Below are 18,968 nucleotides of genomic sequence, written 5' to 3' on the forward strand. Positions count from 1 at the left end.
CATGGCGGAGAACAGCCCGCTGAAGGCCCACAACCTCCGTCCCGCCCCCGGTGCCAAGACCGCGAAGACCCGTGTCGGTCGTGGTGAGGCGTCGAAGGGTAAGACGGCCGGTCGTGGTACCAAGGGTACGAAGGCCCGTTACCAGGTTCCGCAGCGCTTCGAGGGTGGGCAGATGCCCCTCCACATGCGTCTGCCGAAGCTCAAGGGCTTCAAGAACCCGTTCCGCACCGAGTTCCAGGTCGTGAACCTGGACAAGCTCGGCGCTCTCTACCCCGAGGGTGGAGAGGTCACGGTGGCCGACCTGGTCGCCAAGGGCGCGGTTCGCAAGAACCAGCTCGTCAAGGTGCTCGGCACCGGCGAGATCACCGTGGCGCTGCAGGTTTCGGTTGACGCCGTCTCCGGCTCCGCCAAGGAGAAGATCACCGCCGCCGGCGGCACCGTCACCGAGCTCGTCTAAGACGACTCGATGGCTTGAACATCCGATCGGGGATGCCTCCCAAAAGGGGCATCCCCGATTGGTCGTTCCTAGGGGGGCATGGTCGCCGGTAAGGTGGCGTGCACTGTCTAGGCTCCGTGCGGTATGCCCGCACGGGATTGATGACCGATACCTATTCGTCGAACCTCAAGACCGTCACCCTTGACGCCTAGCGCGGGGGTCGCAGGAGGCACCGTGCTCACCGCGTTCGCCCGGGCGTTCAAGACGCCCGACCTGCGCAAGAAGCTGCTCTTCACGCTCGCCATCATCGTGCTGTACCGCCTCGGGGCCCACATCCCGGTCCCCGGCGTCAGCTACGAGGCCGTCCAGCAGTGTGTCAAGCAGGCCAGCGAGGGCAACAACAGCCTCTTCGGCCTGGTCAACATGTTCAGTGGCGGAGCGCTGCTGCAGATCACCATCTTCGCGCTCGGCATCATGCCGTACATCACGGCCAGCATCATCCTGCAGCTGCTGACCGTCGTGATCCCGCGTCTCGAAGCCCTCAAGAAGGAGGGCCAGTCGGGTACTGCCAAGATCACGCAGTACACCCGGTACCTGACGGTCGCCCTCGCCGTGCTGCAGGGCACCGGTCTCGTCGCCACCGCCAAGAGCGGTGCGCTGTTCAGTGGCTGCCGCGTCGCCGACCAGGTCGTGCCCGACCCGTCGATCTTCACCATCGCCACGATGGTCCTCACGATGACCGCCGGTACCTGCATCGTCATGTGGCTCGGCGAGCTCATCACCGACCGCGGCATCGGCAACGGCATGTCGATCCTGATGTTCATCTCGATCGCCGCCGGCTTCCCGGGCGCCCTGTGGGCCATCAAGGAGAGCGGCAAGCTCGCCAAGGGCTGGATCGAGTTCGGCACCGTCATCCTCATCGGCTTCGTGATGGTGGCCCTCGTGGTCTTCGTCGAGCAGGCCCAGCGCCGGATCCCGGTGCAGTACGCGAAGCGCATGATCGGCCGGCGCTCCTACGGCGGTACGTCCACGTACATCCCGCTGAAGGTGAACCAGGCGGGTGTGATTCCTGTCATCTTCGCGTCGTCGCTGCTCTACATCCCGGCCTTGATCGCGCAGTTCTCGAACTCCACCGCAGGGTGGAAGACCTGGATCGAAGCCCACTTCGTCAAGGGTGACCACCCCTACTACATCGCGACGTACTTCCTCCTGATCGTGTTCTTCGCCTTCTTCTATGTGGCGATCTCGTTCAACCCCGAGGAAGTCGCGGACAACATGAAGAAGTATGGTGGCTTCATCCCGGGTATCCGGGCTGGTCGACCTACTGCCGAGTATCTGAGCTACGTGCTCAACCGGATCACTTGGCCGGGCTCGCTGTACTTGGGTCTGATCGCTCTTGTGCCGACGATGGCGTTGGCAGGCTTCGGTGGCGCCAATGCCAACTTCCCCTTCGGTGGGACGAGCATCCTCATCATCGTGGGTGTGGGGCTGGAGACCGTGAAGCAGATCGAGAGCCAGCTCCAGCAGCGCAATTACGAAGGGTTCCTCCGCTGATGCGAATCGTCCTCGTCGGACCGCCCGGTGCCGGCAAGGGAACGCAGGCTGCGTTCCTTGCCAAGAACCTGGACATCCCGCACATCTCCACGGGCGACCTGTTCCGCGCCAACATCTCTCAGGGCACGGAGCTGGGTCTCAAGGCCAAGGCGTTCATGGACGCCGGCGACCTGGTGCCCGACGAGGTGACCATCGGGATGGCCAAGGACCGGATGGAGCAGCAGGACGCCGTCAACGGCTTCCTGCTGGACGGGTTCCCCCGCAACGTGGCTCAGGCCGAGGCTCTGGACGTGGTCCTGAAGGCCGAGGACATGCAGCTCGACGCGGTGCTGGACCTGGAGGTCCCCGAGGACGAGGTCGTGAAGCGGATCGCGGGTCGCCGCATCTGCCGCAACGACAGCGCGCACGTCTTCCACGTGGAGTACAACGCGCCGAAGACCGAGGGCGTCTGCGACGCCTGCGGCGGCGAGCTGTACCAGCGTGCGGACGACTCCGAGGAGACGGTCCGCAAGCGCCTGGAGGTCTACCACACGCAGACCGAGCCGATCATCGACTACTACCGGGCGCAGAACCTGGTCGTGACGATCTCGGCGCTCGGCAAGGTGGACGAGGTCACGGCGAAGGCGATGGCCGCGCTCAAGAAGTAACCCTGGTTCGTCCGATACGGCCGCGGTGCCCCTCAGGGGCGCCGCGGCCGTATCGTTGTTCTGTTCCCCGTACTCGATGGAAAGGCCGCGGCCACGATGGTGCAGATCAAGACCCCCGAGCAGATCGCGAAGATGCGCGAGGCGGGGCTGGTCGTCGCCGCCATTCACGCGGCGACCCGTGAGGCCGCCGTGCCGGGCGCCACGACGAAGGACCTGGACGAGGTCGCGCGGAAGGTCATCGCCGACCACGGGGCGAAGTCGAACTTCCTCGGGTACGGCGGGTTCCCCGCGACGATCTGCACCTCGGTGAACGAGGTCGTCGTCCACGGCATCCCCGACGACAAGACCGTCCTCAAGGACGGCGACATCATCTCCATCGACGCGGGCGCGATCGTGGACGGCTGGCACGGTGACGCGGCCTACACGGCCTTCGTGGGCACCGGGCACGCGCCCGAGCTCGTGGAGCTCTCCCGGGTCACGGAGGAGTCGATGTGGGCCGGCATCGCGGCCATGCGGCTCGGCAACCGTCTGGTGGACATCTCGAAGGCGATCGAGACGTACATCAAGCGCCAGCCGCGTCCGGCCGTCGGCGACCACAGCCTGGGCCGGTACGGGATCATCGAGGACTACGGCGGCCACGGCATCGGCACCGAGATGCACATGGACCCGCACCTGCTGAACTACGTCTCCCGCAAGCGCGGCAAGGGCCCGAAGCTGGTCCCCGGCCTGTGCCTGGCGATCGAGCCGATGGTCTCCCTGGGCACCCCGCAGACGGAGGTCCTGAAGGACGACTGGACGGTCATCACGACCGACGGCACCTGGTCCTCCCACTGGGAGCACTCGATCGCCCTGACCGAGGAGGGCCCCCTGGTCCTGACGGCGGTCGACGGCGGCAAGGCGAAGCTGGCGGAGCTGGGTGTGACGGCGGCGCCGGACCCGCTGGCGTAGCGGACGCCCTTCCCGCACCCGCGCCGGTTCACCGGTCGGGCACCTGCCCCCCGGTTCGCCGGTCGGAGGCCGGCGCAGCGGGCCGAAGCTTGTGAGGCGCCCCCGGGCGCCGAGCCCGCGAGGTCCGCGTCGGGGATCGGGTCGGCGCGTTTCCGTTCGTGCAGGAGTAGCTTTGAGTTTTCTACGGCGTGGTGCCTTGCGTAAGGATCAGTTCGGGTGGGCAGACTTCCCGATTCGTCTTTTCCTGGGGCCTGACGTAGACTGATGCGTCGGCTCTCGTGTACCCGTGTGTCCGCATACGGCGGCGAGAGTCGATCAAGGTAGCCGATTCGAAAGGCGAAGCGTGGCCAAGAAGCAAGGTGCCATCGAAATCGAGGGCACCGTGATCGAGTCCCTCCCGAACGCCATGTTCAAGGTGGAACTCCAGAACGGTCACAAGGTCCTCGCGCACATCTCCGGCAAGATGCGGATGCACTACATCCGAATCCTTCCGGACGACCGGGTCGTGGTGGAGCTCTCTCCGTACGACCTGACGCGTGGCCGGATCGTCTACCGGTACAAGTAGATCTTGCCCGCACCCCGCCTCCGCGCGCGGGTGGTGGCACTGACCCGGAGAACCTCACACCCATGAAGGTCAAGCCGAGCGTCAAGAAGATCTGCGACAAGTGCAAGGTGATCCGCCGTCACGGCCGGGTCATGGTCATCTGCGACAACCTGCGCCACAAGCAGCGCCAGGGCTGAAGCACGCCGACCGACCTGCAATTTCGCAGTTCTTCGCGCGACGCATAGCAATACGTACATACGCAGAGCCCGTCGGGCCGTGTTCGCACGGTTGACGGCACCTCCGGCGGGGGCCGGGGACCCGACCTGTACCTCATACGGCAGCCGGGAACGGTTCTGCAGCAGACCCCCGAGAACACAGGAGCCATTGAATGGCACGCGTTTCCGGTGTTGACATCCCGCGCGAAAAGCGTGTGGTGGTCGCACTCACCTACGTCTTCGGCATCGGGCGTACCCGGTCCGAGGAGATTCTCGCCGCGACCGGCGTGAACCCGTCCACCCGTGTCCGCGACCTTGCCGAGGAAGACCTCGTCAAGATCCGCGAGTACGTGGACGCCAACCTCCAGACCGAGGGTGACCTCCGTCGCGAGATCGCCGCCGACATCCGCCGCAAGGTCGAGATCGGCTGCTACCAGGGCCTGCGCCACCGTCGTGGCCTGCCCGTCCGCGGCCAGCGCACCAGCACGAACGCTCGTACCCGCAAGGGCCCGCGTCGCGCCATCGCCGGCAAGAAGAAGCCGGGCAAGAAGTAGTCCTCAGCGGACGCTTGACCAAGCGGTCTTCGCTGTAGGACCGACCACCTCCCGTAGGAGTTATAGATGCCCCCCAAGGGTCGTCAGGGCGCTGCCAAGAAGGTGCGCCGCAAGGAAAAGAAGAACGTCGCTCACGGCCACGCGCACATCAAGAGCACGTTCAACAACACGATCGTCTCGATCACGGACCCCGCGGGCAACGTGATCTCCTGGGCCTCCGCCGGCCACGTCGGCTTCAAGGGCTCGCGCAAGTCGACCCCGTTCGCCGCGCAGATGGCCGCCGAGTCGGCCGCTCGCCGCGCGCAGGAGCACGGCATGCGCAAGGTTGACGTCTTCGTCAAGGGTCCGGGCTCCGGCCGCGAGACCGCGATCCGTTCCCTCCAGGCCACGGGCCTCGAGGTCGGTTCGATCCAGGACGTCACCCCCACGCCGCACAACGGCTGCCGTCCCCCCAAGCGCCGCCGCGTCTGACGCACGGCTGCTTGATTCAGGACTTCGGGCGGTACGGCTCTTCGGACCGTGCCGCCCGTACCCTTGCAGTACGCAGCACTCCGTCGGGCGTCAAATAGTGGGCGTCCACGACTGAAGGATTGAACACATGCTTATCGCTCAGCGTCCTTCGCTGACCGAAGAGGTCGTCGACGAGTTCCGCTCCCGGTTCGTGATCGAGCCGCTGGAGCCGGGCTTCGGCTACACCCTCGGCAACTCCCTCCGCCGTACCCTCCTGTCCTCGATCCCGGGTGCCGCTGTCACCAGCATCCGCATCGACGGCGTCCTGCACGAGTTCACCACCGTGCCGGGCGTCAAGGAGGACGTGACCGACCTCATCCTCAACATCAAGCAGCTGGTCGTCTCCTCGGAGCACGACGAGCCGGTCGTGATGTACCTGCGCAAGCAGGGCCCGGGTCTGGTCACCGCCGCCGACATCGCGCCCCCGGCCGGTGTCGAGGTGCACAACCCCGACCTCGTCCTCGCCACGCTCAACGGCAAGGGCAAGCTGGAGATGGAGCTGACCGTCGAGCGCGGTCGCGGCTACGTCTCCGCCGTGCAGAACAAGCAGGTGGGCCAGGAGATCGGTCGTATCCCGGTCGACTCCATCTACTCCCCGGTGCTCAAGGTCACGTACAAGGTCGAGGCGACCCGTGTCGAGCAGCGCACCGACTTCGACAAGCTGATCGTCGACGTCGAGACCAAGCAGGCCATGCGCCCGCGTGACGCCATGGCGTCCGCCGGCAAGACCCTGGTCGAGCTGTTCGGTCTGGCGCGCGAGCTCAACATCGACGCCGAGGGCATCGACATGGGCCCGTCCCCCACGGACGCCGCCCTCGCCGCCGACCTGGCGCTGCCGATCGAGGAGCTCGAGCTCACCGTTCGTTCGTACAACTGCCTCAAGCGTGAGGGCATCCACTCCGTGGGTGAGCTCGTGGCGCGCTCCGAGGCGGACCTGCTCGACATCCGCAACTTCGGTGCGAAGTCGATCGACGAGGTCAAGGCGAAGCTGGCCGGTATGGGCCTCGCGCTGAAGGACTCGCCGCCCGGATTCGACCCGACCGCCGCCGCCGACGCCTTCGGCGCCGACGACGACGCGGACGCCGGTTTCGTCGAGACCGAGCAGTACTAGTAGATCGTCTGCGGGCCGGCTTCGGCCGGTCGCGCAGTTCCCCGCGCCCCTTACGGGGCGCGGGTCTTCGACGGGCGACCGCCCGCTCGGATACTGACCTCGGTACCTGATACGGCCGAGGCAGACATCAAGGAGAAACACCATGCCGCGTCCCGCGAAGGGTGCCCGCCTCGGCGGTTCCGCCGCGCACGAGAAGCTGCTCCTCGCCAACCTGGCGAAGTCGCTCTTCGAGCACGGCCGCATCACCACCACCGAGGCCAAGGCCCGTCGCCTGCGTCCGGTCGCCGAGCGCCTGATCACCAAGGCGAAGAAGGGCGACATCCACAACCGTCGCCTGGTGCTGCAGACGATCACCGACAAGGGCATCGTCCACACCCTCTTCACCGAGATCGCCCCGCGCTACTCCGAGCGCCCGGGTGGCTACACCCGTATCACCAAGATCGGCAACCGTCGTGGCGACAACGCCCCGATGGCCGTGATCGAGCTGGTCGAGGGCGAGATCGCCAAGAAGGCGACCGTCGCCGAGGCCGAGGCCGCCACCGTGCGCGCCGTCAAGGAGGCCGACGCGGCCGCCGAGGCTCCGGCCGAGGAGTCGAAGGACGCGTAAGCGTTCCGACGTTTCTCGTGTGCGGGCCCGTACCCCTTGGGGTGCGGGCCCGTTGCCGTGTTCGATGGTTTCGAGAGGATTTCCGCGTGAGCGATGACGTGCAGGACGGGTTCGTACGGGTTCGGCTTGACCTGTCGTACGACGGCAAGGACTTCTCCGGCTGGGCCAAGCAGTCCCAGGGGCAGCGGACCGTGCAGGGGGACATCGAGGCCGCGCTGCGGACCGTGACCCGGTCGGCGGAGACGTACGAGCTGACCGTGGCCGGCCGGACCGACTCCGGGGTGCACGCGCGCGGCCAGGTCGCGCATGTCGACCTGCCCGTCGAGCTGTGGGCCGAGCACCGCGACAAGCTGCTCAGGCGGCTCGCGGGGCGCCTCTCGCACGATGTGCGGGTCTGGTCCCTGACCGAGGCCCCCAGCGGCTTCAACGCGCGTTTCTCCGCCGTCTGGCGCCGTTACGCGTACCGGGTCACCGACAACCCCGGCGGGGTCGACCCGCTGCAGCGCGGGCACGTCCTGTGGCACGACTGGGCCCTCGACATGGACGCCATGAACGAGGCCGCCGCGGCGCTCGTCGGCGAGCACGACTTCGCCGCGTACTGCAAGCGGCGCGAGGGGGCCACCACCATCCGCACGCTCCAGGAGCTGCGCTGGGAGCGCCGCCCCGACGGTGTGATGGAAGCCACCGTGAAGGCGGACGCCTTCTGCCACAACATGGTCCGCTCGCTGGTCGGCGCCCTGCTCTTCGTCGGCGACGGGCACCGGCCCGTGGACTGGCCGGGCAAGGTGCTCGCGGCCGGCGTGCGGGACTCGGCCGTGCATGTCGTACGGCCGCACGGCCTCACCCTCGAAGAGGTCGGCTACCCGGCCGACGAGCTCCTGGCCGCCCGCAATCTGGAGGCCAGGAACAAGCGGTCACTCCCCGGGAGCGCCGGCTGCTGCTGAGGCCTGGGAGCGGCCGCGGGCGTAGATCTGGTTGAAGGCGAAGGTGCCGAGGTCGTCGCTGGCCTGGAAGATCGGCTTGTCGGCCTTGGTGACCTTCTTGCCGTTGGAGAAGCCGGCCTGGGTGAAGTAGGCGTAGCGGCCGACCGAGTTCGAGCGGCGCAGGCAGACCGTGGCGTGGCAGAAGTCACGTACGCCCGCGCCGACCAGCGGGGCGATGCCGCCGGTGGCCTGGTTCTTCGCCTTCAGGGCCGCGGCCTCGGAGGGGAAGACGGCGACGCCGACGGTGATCGCCACGCCGTCCTTCACATAGGTGGCGCGGAGCACCCGCTGGCAGCCGTTCTTCTTCAGGACGGCGCCGAGGCCGCCCTGGGTGACGGCCGCGCAGTCGGTCGTCGCCGAGGTCGCGCCCTTGGTGTACGGGCGCTTGTTCATCGACAGCTTCTTGCCCGGGAAGAGGCCCTCCGCGGAGAGCGGGGCCTTGTCCTTCTTCGGGTCCGAGATGTAGTCCTTCGGGTTCGGCGGGGGCGGCGGCGCCACCGACGAGAAGGTCGGCTCGGGGGTCGGGGCCGTGGTGGGGGAGGCCGTGCCGGTGGGCACCCCGCCGTTCTCGGCCTCGTCGTTCTTCTTGCCGGAGGCCACCACGGCGGTGGCGACGATCGCGCCGACGACCAGGGCGGCCACCGCGCCGCCGCCGATGATCAGCCAGCGCTTGCGGCGGTTACGGGAGGCCGAGGCGTCGGCCAGGGCGCCCCAGTCGGGGGTCGGCCCGCCGCTCTGGGCACCCGGGAAGGGGTCGGGTGCCTGCCCCTGGCCGGGCTGCTGCCCGTACCCCTGAGGCTGCCCGTACTCCTGCTGCCCGTACCCCTGAGGCTGTCCGTAGCCCTGCTGTCCGTACTCCTGCTGCGGCTGCTGTCCGTGCCCCTGCTGCCCGCCCTGCTGCGGCTCTTGCGGCCACTGCGGTCCCCCAAAGCTCATGCCGCGCATCCTAAACCGGTTGGGCCCCGGCGACGCGGGCGGCGACAATGCACCTCATGGGACATGTCGAGGCCGCGCATCTTGAGTACTACCTGCCCGACGGGAGGATCCTCCTCGGGGACGCCTCCTTCCGGGTCGGGGAGGGCGCCGTCGTCGCCCTCGTCGGGGCCAACGGCGCCGGCAAGACCACACTGCTCCGGCTGATCTCCGGAGAGCTCCAGCCGCACGGCGGCACCGTCAGGGTCAGCGGCGGCCTCGGCGTGATGCCGCAGTTCGTCGGCTCCGTGCGTGACGCGTCCACCGTGCGTGACCTGCTGGTCTCGGTGGCGCAGCCCCGGATCCGGGAGGCCGCGAAGGCCGTCGACGAGGCCGAGCACCTGATCATGACCGTCGACGACGAGGCCGCGCAGATGAAGTACGCGCAGGCCCTCAGCGACTGGGCCGAGGTGCAGGGGTACGAGGCCGAGACCCTCTGGGACATGTGCACGATGGCCGCGCTCGGCGTCCCGTACGAGAAGGCGCAGTTCCGGGAGGTCAGGACGCTCTCCGGCGGTGAGCAGAAGCGGCTCGTCCTGGAGTCGCTGCTGCGCGGCTCCGACGAGGTGCTGCTCCTCGACGAGCCGGACAACTATCTCGACGTCCCCGGCAAGCGGTGGCTGGAGGAGCGGCTGCGGGAGACCCGTAAGACCGTGTTGTTCATCTCTCACGACCGGGAGCTGCTGTCCCGGGGCGCGCAGAAGATCGTCGCGGTCGAGCCCGGCCCGGCCGGCTCGGACGTGTGGGTGCACGGTGGCGGGTTCGACACCTTCCACGAGGCGCGCCGGGAGCGGTTCGCGCGCTTCGAGGAGCTGAAGCGGCGCTGGGAGGAGAAGCACGCCCAGCTGAAGAAGCTCGTCCTCAACCTGCGGCAGGCGGCCGCGGTCAGCCACGACATGGCCTCGCGGTACGCGGCGGCGCAGACCCGGCTGCGGAAGTTCGAGGAGGCGGGGCCGCCGCCGGAGCCGCCGCGCGAGCAGGACATCAAGATGCGGCTGCGCGGTGGCCGCACCGGTGTACGCGCTGTGACCTGCGAGAACCTTGAGTTGACCGGGCTGATGAAGCCCTTCTCGCTGGAGATCTTCTACGGCGAGCGGGTCGGCGTCCTCGGCTCGAACGGGTCGGGTAAGTCACACTTCCTGCGGCTGCTCGCGGGGGACCCGTCCGTCGCCCACACGGGTGCGTGGAAGCTGGGCGCGCGGGTGGTGCCGGGGCACTTCGCCCAGACCCACGCGCACCCGGAGCTGACCGGGCGGCCGCTCGTCGACATCCTGTGGACGGAGCACGCCAAGGACCGGGGCGGTGCGATGTCGATGCTGCGGCGGTACGAGCTGGAGCGGCAGGGCGACCAGCCGTTCGACAAGCTCTCGGGCGGGCAGCAGGCGCGGTTCCAGATCCTGCTGATGGAGCTGGCGGGCACGACGGCGCTGCTCCTCGACGAGCCGACGGACAACCTGGACCTGGAGTCGGCGGAGGCCCTGCAGGACGGCCTGGAGTCGTACGACGGGACGGTGCTGGCCGTCACGCACGACCGGTGGTTCGCAAAGTCCTTCGACCGGTTCCTGGTGTTCGGGTCCGACGGCGTGGTGCGGGAAACGACGGAGCCGGTGTGGGACGAGCGACGGGTCGAGCGGGCGCGGTGACCTCGGGCGGTCGGCGACGGGCCTCGGGCCCCGGCCGACGGACGGAGTCCGGCGCAGCCGGGCGAAGCCGGGGAGGCCCCTTGGGGCCGAGTCGTGCGAGGGCGGCGTGGGGGAGGGGTCGACGGAGCCGGTGTGGGACGAGCGACGGGTCGAGCGGGCGCGGTGACCTGGTGTCTCGCGGCGTTTTGACCCGTCAGGGGTAGCGCGGGTAGTGTTGCGGTTTGTTATGCGTATTGGCTTCGTCGTTCTCATACGAAGGGCCTTTACGCAGGTTCCCTGGAGCAGTTACCAGTGGCTCGCATACGGGCAGTGTTCCCGGCAGTGCAGGCCCCAGCTGCATGATCGCTTCAGGTGTGTCTGGACTCCATCCACTGAAGAAGCGAAGGCTACGAAGTGCGTACGTACAGCCCCAAGCCCGGCGATGTCACTCGCCAGTGGCACATCATCGACGCGCAGGACATCGTCCTGGGCCGTCTGGCGACCACGGCTGCGAACCTCCTCCGAGGCAAGCACAAGCCGGTCTACGCCCCCCACATGGACATGGGCGACTTCGTCATCATCATCAATGCTGACAAGGTCCACCTGTCCGGCAACAAGAAGACCCAGAAGCTGGCTTACCGCCACTCCGGCTTCCCGGGTGGTCTGCGCTCCGTCCGTTACGACGAGCTGCTCTCCAAGAACCCCGAGAAGGCCGTCGAGAAGGCCATCAAGGGCATGATCCCCAAGAACACCCTGGGCCGTCAGATGATCTCGAAGCTGAAGGTCTACGCGGGCGAGAACCACCCGCACGCTGCGCAGCAGCCGGTCCCGTTCGAGATCACCCAGGTCGCGCAGTAGTTCCGGCCACACCCCCTAAGAACGAAAGAAATCTGAGGAGCATCGTGGCCGAGACCACCCCCGAGACCCCCGTCGACGAGTTCGAGGGCGTTGAGGAATACACCACCGAGACCGAGCTCGTCGAGGGTGAGTACACCTCCGAGTCGCTCGCGTCCCGCTTCGGCGACCCGCAGCCGGCCGCCGGCCTGGGCCGTCGCAAGAACGCCATCGCCCGCGTCCGGATCGTTCCGGGCACCGGCAAGTGGAAGATCAACGGTCGCACCCTTGAGGACTACTTCCCCAACAAGGTGCACCAGCAGGAAGTCAACGAGCCCTTCAAGGTGCTCGAGCTCGACAACCGCTACGACGTCATCGCCCGCATCGCGGGTGGCGGTGTCTCCGGTCAGGCCGGCGCCCTGCGCCTCGGCGTGGCCCGTGCGCTGAACGAGGCGGACGTCGAGAACAACCGCCCGGCGCTGAAGAAGGCCGGCTTCCTCTCCCGCGACGACCGTGCGGTCGAGCGCAAGAAGGCCGGTCTCAAGAAGGCCCGTAAGGCTCCGCAGTACAGCAAGCGTTAATCGCCTGCTCGGTCTGCTTTCGTACGCCCCGGCGGCACTGCACGTGCCGTCGGGGCGTACGTTTTTTCATAGACCCTTTCACCTTTCGCCTTTCTCTTTCATCAGCTTGGGCACGTATTTCTCGGAGGACAGCTGTGGGACGACTCTTCGGCACGGATGGCGTGCGCGGTGTGGCCAACGCGGACCTGACGGCGGAGCTCGCGCTCGGCCTGTCGGTCGCGGCGGCGCACGTGCTCGCCGAGGCGGGCACCTTCGAGGGCCATCGGCCGACCGCGGTGGTCGGACGTGACCCCCGCGCGTCCGGAGAGTTCCTCGAAGCCGCCGTCGTGGCGGGGCTCGCCAGTGCCGGCGTCGACGTGCTGCGCGTCGGCGTGCTGCCCACCCCGGCCGTGGCCCACCTCACCGGCATCCTCGGCGCCGACCTCGGCGTGATGCTCTCCGCCAGCCACAACGCCATGCCCGACAACGGCATCAAGTTCTTCGCGCGCGGCGGCCACAAGCTCGCCGACGAGCTCGAGGACAAGATCGAGGGCGTGTACGAGGAGCACCGCACGGGCGCCCCCTGGGAGCGTCCGACCGGTTCCGGTGTCGGCCGGGTCCGTGACTACGACGAGGGCTTCGAGACCTACGTCGCCCACCTCCTCGCCGTCCTCCCGAACCGTCTCGACGGTCTCAAGGTCGTCCTCGACGAGGCCCACGGCGCCGCCGCCCGCGTCTCGCCCGAGGCCTTCACCCGGGCCGGCGCCCAGGTCGTCACCATCGGTGCAGAGCCGGACGGCCTCAACATCAACGACGGCTGCGGCTCCACCCACCTCGGGCTGCTCAAGGCCGCCGTCGTCGAGCACGGCGCCGACCTGGGCATCGCGCACGACGGCGACGCCGACCGCTGCCTCGCGGTGGACGCCGCGGGCAACGAGGTCGACGGCGACCAGATCCTCGCCGTGCTCGCCCTCGCCATGCGCGAGGCCGGTGCGCTGCGCGGGGACACCGTCGTCGCGACCGTCATGTCCAACCTGGGCTTCAAGCTCGCCATGGAGCGCGAGGGCCTGAACCTCGTCCAGACGGCGGTCGGCGACCGTTACGTCCTGGAGTCCATGAAGGAGCACGGCTTCGCGCTCGGCGGCGAGCAGTCCGGGCACGTCATCGTGCTCGACCACGCCACCACCGGCGACGGCACCCTCACCGGTCTGATGCTGGCCGCCCGGGTGGCCGCCACCGGCAAGTCGCTCGCGGACCTGGCCGGCGTGATGGAGCGGCTGCCGCAGATCCTCATCAACGTCCCCGACGTCGACAAGTCCCGGGTGAAGACCTCCGGCGACCTCGCCGCCGCGGTCATCGCCGCCGAGCAGGAGCTCGGCTCCACCGGCCGCGTCCTGCTGCGCCCCTCCGGCACCGAGCCGCTGGTCCGCGTCATGGTCGAGGCCGCCGACATCGAGCAGGCGCGCGCGGTGGCGCAGCGGCTCGCGGACGTGGTGAAGTCGGCGCTGGGCTAGTCTTTCTGAGGCGCCGTCATGCGTTGAGGGCCCCGCCGCACCCGTATCGGGTGCGGCGGGGCCCTTTTCAGCTGTCCTTCCGGGCCCCGGGCGCGCGGCGCCAGTGGCCGCGCTGGGTGCGCCAGAGGAGTTTCTGCCCGTACAGCGTCAGCACCCCGGCCAGCATGATGCCGAACAGGTTCAGCATCAGCTGCTCGACCGAGCCCCACATCTGGCCGAAGTCGCCGTAGCTGAGCGCGACCGCCGCGTTCGCACCCGCAGGGACCGTCGTCACCGAGATCGCGACGCCCACCAGGGCCCCGGACTTGGCCGAGGTCAGGGAGAGCATGCCCGCCACACCCGCGAGCAGGGCCACGACGAACGAGAACGGGTCCGGCTGCCAGATGAAGCTGGTGTTGGGGCGGTCACCGTCGAGGCGGCTCTCGCTGAACAGGTCGAGTGCGTCCATCCCCAGACTGAACACCGTCGTCGCCACGATGGCCGCCGCGAAGCCGACGAGCAGCGCGATCAGCGAGCGTGCCGCCAGCCGCGGCTCGCGCCGCACCACCGCCGTACAGACGCCTGCGAGCGGGCCGAACTCCGGGCCGACCGCCATGGCGCCCACGATCAGGATCGCGTTGTCCAGGACGACACCGCAGGCCGCGATCATCGTCGCCAGGATCATGAACGCGCTGTACGTGATCGAGAGCGTCGACTCCTCGTGCGTGGCCCCCTCCAACTGCTCCCAGATCACCGCGTCCGCCGGCTCGCCCGGAGCCTCCTTCTCGGCGGTGTCGGCGCGTGTGGAGAGGGAGAAGTCGATGTTCTCGACGGCGATGGAGCCGTCCTGATCGATCCTCAGCCCGCGCAGTCCCTTGAGGAGTTCGTCGCCCGCCTCGCGGGCCACGTCGCACATGACCACATCACCGGCCGGGACCCGTGCCGCGCCCGGGAGCACCACCAGGTGGGTGGTGCCGACGGTCGACTCGATCACCTCGACCGCGGCCTTGGTGCGGTCGGGCGGCACGATCATCCGGAGATGCAGCATCCTCAGAGCTTACGGAGACTCAGCCTCTGCACCTTGTGGTCCGAGCCCTTGCGGACGACGAGAGTCGCCCGGCCGCGCGTCGGGGCCACGTTCTCCAGGAGGTTCACCTTGTTGATGGTCCGCCACATGGTGCGCGCGTAGTCGAGGGCCTCGTCCTCGGAGACCTGGGTGTAGCGCTGGAAGTACGAGTCGGGGTCCTGGAAGGCGGTGTCGCGCAGCTTGCGGAAGCGGTTGAGGTACCAGCGCTCGATGTCCTCGGCGCGCGCGTCCACGTACACCGAGAAGTCGAAGTAGTCGGCGAGGCCGACGCGGGTGCGGCCGTCCTTGCCGGGCAGGGCCGGCTGGAGGACGTTCAGGCCCTCGACGATGAGGATGTCCGGGCGGCGGACGACGAGGCGCTCGCCGGGGACGCGGTCGTAGATGAGGTGCGAGTAGACCGGGGCCGTGACCTCGTCCTTGCCCGCCTTGATGTCCGCGACGAACCGGGTCAGGGCCCGGCGGTCGTACGACTCGGGGAAGCCCTTGCGGGACATGAGGCCGCGGGCCTTCAGCTCCTCCATCGGGTAGAGGAAGGCGTCCGTGGTGACCAGCTCCACGCGCGGGTGCTCCGGCCAGCGGGCGAGGAGGGCCTGGAGCAGACGGGAGACCGTCGACTTCCCGACGGCGACCGAGCCGGCGACTCCTATGACGAACGGGGTGCCGCGCTGCTCGGCGCTCTCGCCGAGGAAGGTGTTGAGGGCGCCCCGCAGTCCGCTGGTGGCCTGCACGTACAGGTTGAGCAGCCGGGACAGCGGGAGGTAGACGTCCCGTACCTCGTCGAGGTCGATGACGTCACCGAAACCGCGGAGCCGCTCGACCTCCTCGGCGGTGAGGGGGAGCGGGGTCTTGTCGCGCAGGGCGCTCCACTCCGCGCGGGTGAGGTCGACGTAGGGCGTCGTGCCGTTGGCGCTTCGTGGCGGCGAAGTGATCACCCCGCCATTGTCGCGGGTCGGCGGGGGGTGTGGGGGGTGGGGTGGGTCACGCGGGAAATGCGTTGTCCGACCGTCGGCCTAGGGTGATCCTTTGATGCCGCGTGGGCTCCTGGATCCGATGCTTCACGACTTCGCGCGGGGGGGAGCCGTCCTTTCGGGCGGCTTGTGAACACGAAGAGAAACAGAGAGCCACCTCAGATGCGTACGTCCATGAGAAGCGCCGCCGTCGCCGCCACCGCCGTCTCCCTCGCCCTGCTCGTCACCGCCTGCGGTGGCGGGGAGAAGAGCGACGGCAAGGGCGACAAGGCCGGTGGCACCGGTGCGCCCAGCGCCTCCGCCACGAGCGCGCCCGCCGCCAAGACGCTGTCGGACGCCGAGCTGGAGAAGGCGATCGTCGAGCGGGCCGACCTCAAGGGCTACCAGGTGCAGAAGACCGAGGCCGGGGACGTCGTCTCGGCGGCCTCGGTCACCGCCGACAAGGCCGTCTGTGCGCCGATCGCCCACGCCATGTCCTTCCTCTCGCCCGGCTCGCCCGCCGCGTCGGCGGAGCGCAAGGTCCTCGAAGAGCCGAAGAAGGACGCGTCGGCCTCGCCCGAGGACGCGCTCCTCGGCGGGCTGGGCGCCCAGGTCACGGCGGTGACGCTCGGCTCGTACGACGGACAGGGCGCGCAGGAGGCCTTCGCCTCGGTGAAGAAGGCCGGCGCGGAGTGCGCCGGCGGCTTCCACGTCGTCCACCTCAAGGAGAAGACGAAGGTCGCCAAGGTCGCCCCGGAGACCGTCACCGCCGGTGAGGAGGCCGTCGCCTTCACCGTCACCACCGACATGGAGGGCGAGCCGTTCGTCAGCAAGCTCGTCGTCTTCCGCCAGGGCAACACGCTCGCGTCGTTCTCGACCATCAGCCTCGTTCCCGGCGGGGTCAAGACGCTGCCGCAGGCCGTCATCGACGCGCAGGCCGCCAAGCTGTCCTGACTCCGGTCCTCCGGGCGCCTTCCGCCGTAGGCTGCCGTCATGTGCGGAATCGTGGGATACGTCGGCGGGCAGTCGGCGCTTGATGTGGTGGTCGCGGGCCTCAAGAGGCTCGAATACCGGGGCTACGACTCGGCCGGTGTCGCGGTGCTCTCCGACGGAGGGCTCGCCGCGGCCAAGAAGGCGGGCAAGCTCGTCAACCTGGAGAAGGAGCTCGTGGACCGGCCGCTCGCCGGCGGGTCCGTGGGCATCGGACACACCCGCTGGGCCACCCACGGCGGGCCGACCGACGCCAACGCGCATCCGCATCTGGACAACGCCGGGCGCGTCGCCGTCGTCCACAACGGCATCATCGAGAACTTCGCCCCCCTCCGGGACGAGCTCGCCGAGCGCGGCCACGACCTGCTGTCCGAGACGGACACCGAGGTCGTGGCCCACCTCATCGCCGAGGAGTTCTCCTCCGCAGGGGACCTCGCGGAGGCCATGCGGCTGGTGTGCAGGCGGCTCGACGGGGCCTTCACCCTGGTCGCCGTGCACGCCGACCAGCCGGACGTGGTCGTCGGCGCCCGCCGGAACTCGCCGCTCGTCGTCGGTGTCGGCGAGGGCGAGAACTTCCTCGCCTCCGACGTGTCCGCGTTCATCGCCCACACCCGGTCGGCCATCGAACTCGGCCAGGACCAGGTCGTCGAGCTGACCAGGGACGGCGTCACGGTCACCGACTTCGACGGGGCGCCCGCCGACGTCCGTGCCTTCCACGTGGACTGGGACGCCTCCGCCGCCGAGAAGGGCGGCTACGACTACTTCATGCTCAAGGAGATCGCCGAGCAGCCCAAGGCCGTCGCCGACACCCTCCTCGGCCGGATCGACGGCGCAGGCCGGCTCACCCTCGACGAGGTGCGTATCCCCGACGCCGTGCTCCGCGAGGCCGACAAGATCGTCATCATCGCGTGCGGCACCGCCTTCCACGCCGGTCTCATCGCCAAGTACGCCATCGAGCACTGGACCCGCATCCCCTGCGAGGTCGAGCTCGCCAGCGAGTTCCGCTACCGCGACCCGATCCTCGGCCAGCGCACCCTCGTCATCGCCATCTCGCAGTCGGGCGAGACGATGGACACGCTGATGGCGCTGCGGCACGCGCGGGAGCAGGGCGCGAAGGTGCTCGCCGTCTGCAACACGAACGGCTCGACGATCCCGCGCGAGTCCGACGCCGTGCTGTACACCCATGCGGGGCCCGAGGTCGCCGTCGCCTCCACCAAGGCCTTCCTCACCCAGCTCGTCGCCTGCTACCTCCTCGCGCTCTACCTCGGTCAGGTGCGCGGCACCAAGTGGGGCGACGAGATCCACGCCGTCGTCCGCGAGCTCGCCCGGATCGGCGACGAGGTCGAGCGGGTCCTGGAGACCATGGAGCCCGTCCGGGCCCTCGCCCGCTCCCTCGCCCACAAGGACACCGTCCTCTTCCTCGGCCGGCACGTCGGCTATCCCGTCGCCCTCGAAGGCGCCCTGAAGCTCAAGGAACTGGCGTACATGCACGCCGAGGGCTTCGCCGCCGGAGAGCTGAAGCACGGGCCGATCGCGCTCATCGAGGAGGACCTGCCGGTCGTCGTGGTCGTGCCCTCTCCCAAGGGCCGCTCCGTGCTCCACGACAAGATCGTCTCCAACATCCAGGAGATCCGGGCCCGCGGCGCCCGCACCATCGTGATCGCCGAGGAGGGCGACGAGGCCGTCGTCCCGTACGCCGACCACCTCGTCCGCATCCCGGCCACGCCTACGCTGCTCCAGCCGCTGGTCTCCACGGTGCCGCTCCAGGTCTTCGCCTGCGAGCTCGCCACCGCGCGGGGCAACGAGGTCGACCAGCCGCGCAACCTGGCCAAGTCCGTGACCGTGGAGTGAGTGTGTGCGTGTGAAGGTGAGCAGATGATCATCGGGGTGGGGATCGACGTGGCCGAGATCGACCGGTTCGCCGCGTCGATCGAACGGACACCGGGGCTGCTCCAGCGCCTCTTCGTCGAGCGTGAACTGCTGCTCCCCAGCGGCGAACGGCGCGGGCCCGCCTCCCTCGCGGTGCGGTTCGCCGCGAAGGAGGCCCTCGCGAAGGCGCTGGGCGCGCCGGGCGGGCTGCACTGGACGGACGCCGAGGTGTACGTCGAGGACACCGGGCAGCCACGGCTGCGGGTGAGCGGGACGGTGGCGGCGCGGGCGTCCGAGCTGGGCGTCAAGCACTGGCACGTGTCGCTGAGTCATGACGCGGGGGTGGCGTCCGCCGTGGTGATCGCGGAGGCGTAGACGCGGGATGTACGGACCAGGGGCCCGGCCGTCGGAGGACGGTCGGGCCCCTGGCCGTGTGCGCGCGGCTGCCAGGGCCGGCGTCGGGTGTGAGTGCCGCGCGCGTCCAG

At 69.0% G+C, this 18,968-nt stretch carries 21 protein-coding genes; 18 read left to right on the forward strand and 3 right to left on the reverse strand.

Features of this window, described 5'->3' with window-relative positions:
• Position 1 precedes the first annotated feature (1 nt).
• The 11 genes from rplO to truA all read left to right on the forward strand — a co-directional run bounded on the left by rplO (position 2) and on the right by truA (position 8,070).
• Complete coding sequence (gene rplO, locus E0F75_RS17005; protein WP_187623360.1) at positions 2–457, forward strand: 50S ribosomal protein L15; 456 nt, start codon at positions 2–4, stop codon at positions 455–457.
• 213 nt (positions 458–670) lie between these two features.
• The gene (gene secY, locus E0F75_RS17010; protein ID WP_073910637.1) at positions 671–1,990 is read left to right on the forward strand and encodes a preprotein translocase subunit SecY; all 1,320 of its coding nucleotides are present in this window, start codon (positions 671–673) and stop codon (positions 1,988–1,990) included.
• Positions 1,990–2,637, forward strand: a complete 648-nt coding sequence (locus tag E0F75_RS17015) for an adenylate kinase (RefSeq protein ID WP_187623361.1) — start codon at positions 1,990–1,992, stop codon at positions 2,635–2,637. The genes secY and E0F75_RS17015 overlap by 1 nt, the downstream gene beginning before the upstream one ends.
• Before the next feature lie 96 nt (positions 2,638–2,733).
• Complete coding sequence (gene map / locus E0F75_RS17020) at positions 2,734–3,585, forward strand: type I methionyl aminopeptidase (protein ID WP_030318640.1); 852 nt, start codon at positions 2,734–2,736, stop codon at positions 3,583–3,585.
• Positions 3,586–3,928: 343 nt separating this feature from the next.
• Positions 3,929–4,150 carry a translation initiation factor IF-1 gene (gene infA, locus E0F75_RS17025; RefSeq protein ID WP_003956442.1) on the forward strand — a complete coding sequence of 74 codons (222 nt, stop codon included), beginning with the start codon at positions 3,929–3,931 and terminating at the stop codon, positions 4,148–4,150.
• A gap of 62 nt (positions 4,151–4,212) precedes the next feature.
• Positions 4,213–4,326 (forward strand): 50S ribosomal protein L36, encoded by a 114-nt coding sequence (gene rpmJ, locus E0F75_RS17030; RefSeq protein WP_003956441.1) that lies wholly within the window; start codon positions 4,213–4,215, stop codon positions 4,324–4,326.
• Positions 4,327–4,517: 191 nt separating this feature from the next.
• Positions 4,518–4,898, forward strand: coding sequence for a 30S ribosomal protein S13 (gene rpsM / locus E0F75_RS17035; RefSeq protein WP_015035595.1), 381 nt, complete (start codon positions 4,518–4,520; stop codon positions 4,896–4,898).
• Positions 4,899–4,964: 66 nt separating this feature from the next.
• The gene (gene rpsK, locus E0F75_RS17040) at positions 4,965–5,369 is read left to right on the forward strand and encodes a 30S ribosomal protein S11 (protein WP_006376016.1); all 405 of its coding nucleotides are present in this window, start codon (positions 4,965–4,967) and stop codon (positions 5,367–5,369) included.
• Positions 5,370–5,496: 127 nt separating this feature from the next.
• Positions 5,497–6,519 carry a DNA-directed RNA polymerase subunit alpha gene (locus E0F75_RS17045; protein ID WP_003966937.1) on the forward strand — a complete coding sequence of 341 codons (1,023 nt, stop codon included), beginning with the start codon at positions 5,497–5,499 and terminating at the stop codon, positions 6,517–6,519.
• Positions 6,520–6,661: 142 nt separating this feature from the next.
• The gene (gene rplQ, locus E0F75_RS17050) at positions 6,662–7,126 is read left to right on the forward strand and encodes a 50S ribosomal protein L17 (protein ID WP_015035596.1); all 465 of its coding nucleotides are present in this window, start codon (positions 6,662–6,664) and stop codon (positions 7,124–7,126) included.
• A gap of 86 nt (positions 7,127–7,212) precedes the next feature.
• On the forward strand, positions 7,213–8,070 hold the full coding sequence (truA, locus tag E0F75_RS17055) for a tRNA pseudouridine(38-40) synthase TruA (RefSeq protein ID WP_187623362.1): 858 nt from the start codon (positions 7,213–7,215) through the stop codon (positions 8,068–8,070).
• On the opposite strand, the gene E0F75_RS17060 is transcribed toward truA, so the two are convergent.
• Entirely contained in the window at positions 8,041–9,045 is a 1,005-nt protein-coding gene (locus E0F75_RS17060) for a hypothetical protein (RefSeq protein ID WP_187623363.1), read from the reverse strand. The genes truA and E0F75_RS17060 overlap by 30 nt on opposite strands.
• 56 nt (positions 9,046–9,101) lie before the next feature.
• Between E0F75_RS17060 and E0F75_RS17065 the strand changes: the two genes are divergently transcribed.
• From E0F75_RS17065 to glmM, 4 genes are all read left to right on the forward strand, one after another.
• Positions 9,102–10,724: an ABC-F family ATP-binding cassette domain-containing protein gene (locus E0F75_RS17065; protein ID WP_187623364.1), complete on the forward strand. Its 1,623-nt coding sequence runs from the start codon at positions 9,102–9,104 to the stop codon at positions 10,722–10,724.
• Positions 10,725–11,117: 393 nt separating this feature from the next.
• Positions 11,118–11,561 (forward strand): 50S ribosomal protein L13, encoded by a 444-nt coding sequence (rplM, locus tag E0F75_RS17070; protein ID WP_030318630.1) that lies wholly within the window; start codon positions 11,118–11,120, stop codon positions 11,559–11,561.
• Positions 11,562–11,605: 44 nt separating this feature from the next.
• Positions 11,606–12,118 (forward strand): 30S ribosomal protein S9, encoded by a 513-nt coding sequence (rpsI, locus tag E0F75_RS17075; protein ID WP_015035601.1) that lies wholly within the window; start codon positions 11,606–11,608, stop codon positions 12,116–12,118.
• Positions 12,119–12,252: 134 nt separating this feature from the next.
• Entirely contained in the window at positions 12,253–13,611 is a 1,359-nt protein-coding gene (gene glmM / locus E0F75_RS17080; protein ID WP_187623365.1) for a phosphoglucosamine mutase, read from the forward strand.
• A 67-nt stretch (positions 13,612–13,678) separates the two neighbouring features.
• Here glmM and E0F75_RS17085 read toward each other — a convergent pair whose 3' ends face one another.
• Positions 13,679–14,638 (reverse strand): DUF389 domain-containing protein, encoded by a 960-nt coding sequence (locus tag E0F75_RS17085; protein ID WP_187623366.1) that lies wholly within the window; start codon positions 14,636–14,638, stop codon positions 13,679–13,681.
• A 2-nt stretch (positions 14,639–14,640) separates the two neighbouring features.
• Positions 14,641–15,609 (reverse strand): type I pantothenate kinase, encoded by a 969-nt coding sequence (coaA, locus tag E0F75_RS17090; RefSeq protein ID WP_187623367.1) that lies wholly within the window; start codon positions 15,607–15,609, stop codon positions 14,641–14,643.
• A 210-nt stretch (positions 15,610–15,819) separates the two neighbouring features.
• Here coaA and E0F75_RS17095 point away from each other — a divergent pair, with 210 nt between their 5' ends.
• From E0F75_RS17095 to E0F75_RS17105, 3 genes are read left to right on the forward strand one after another with little or no spacing between them, the layout of a single operon-like run.
• Positions 15,820–16,578, forward strand: a complete 759-nt coding sequence (locus E0F75_RS17095; RefSeq protein ID WP_229312707.1) for a hypothetical protein — start codon at positions 15,820–15,822, stop codon at positions 16,576–16,578.
• Between the two features lie 39 nt (positions 16,579–16,617).
• The gene (glmS, locus tag E0F75_RS17100) at positions 16,618–18,465 is read left to right on the forward strand and encodes a glutamine--fructose-6-phosphate transaminase (isomerizing) (RefSeq protein WP_187623369.1); all 1,848 of its coding nucleotides are present in this window, start codon (positions 16,618–16,620) and stop codon (positions 18,463–18,465) included.
• A gap of 24 nt (positions 18,466–18,489) precedes the next feature.
• Positions 18,490–18,858, forward strand: coding sequence for a holo-ACP synthase (locus E0F75_RS17105; protein ID WP_187623370.1), 369 nt, complete (start codon positions 18,490–18,492; stop codon positions 18,856–18,858).
• The last annotated feature ends 110 nt before the right edge of the window (positions 18,859–18,968 follow it).

The sequence above is a fragment of the Streptomyces sp. CB02980 genome (assembly GCF_014451325.2).
Classification (GTDB): Bacteria; Actinomycetota; Actinomycetes; order Streptomycetales; family Streptomycetaceae; genus Streptomyces.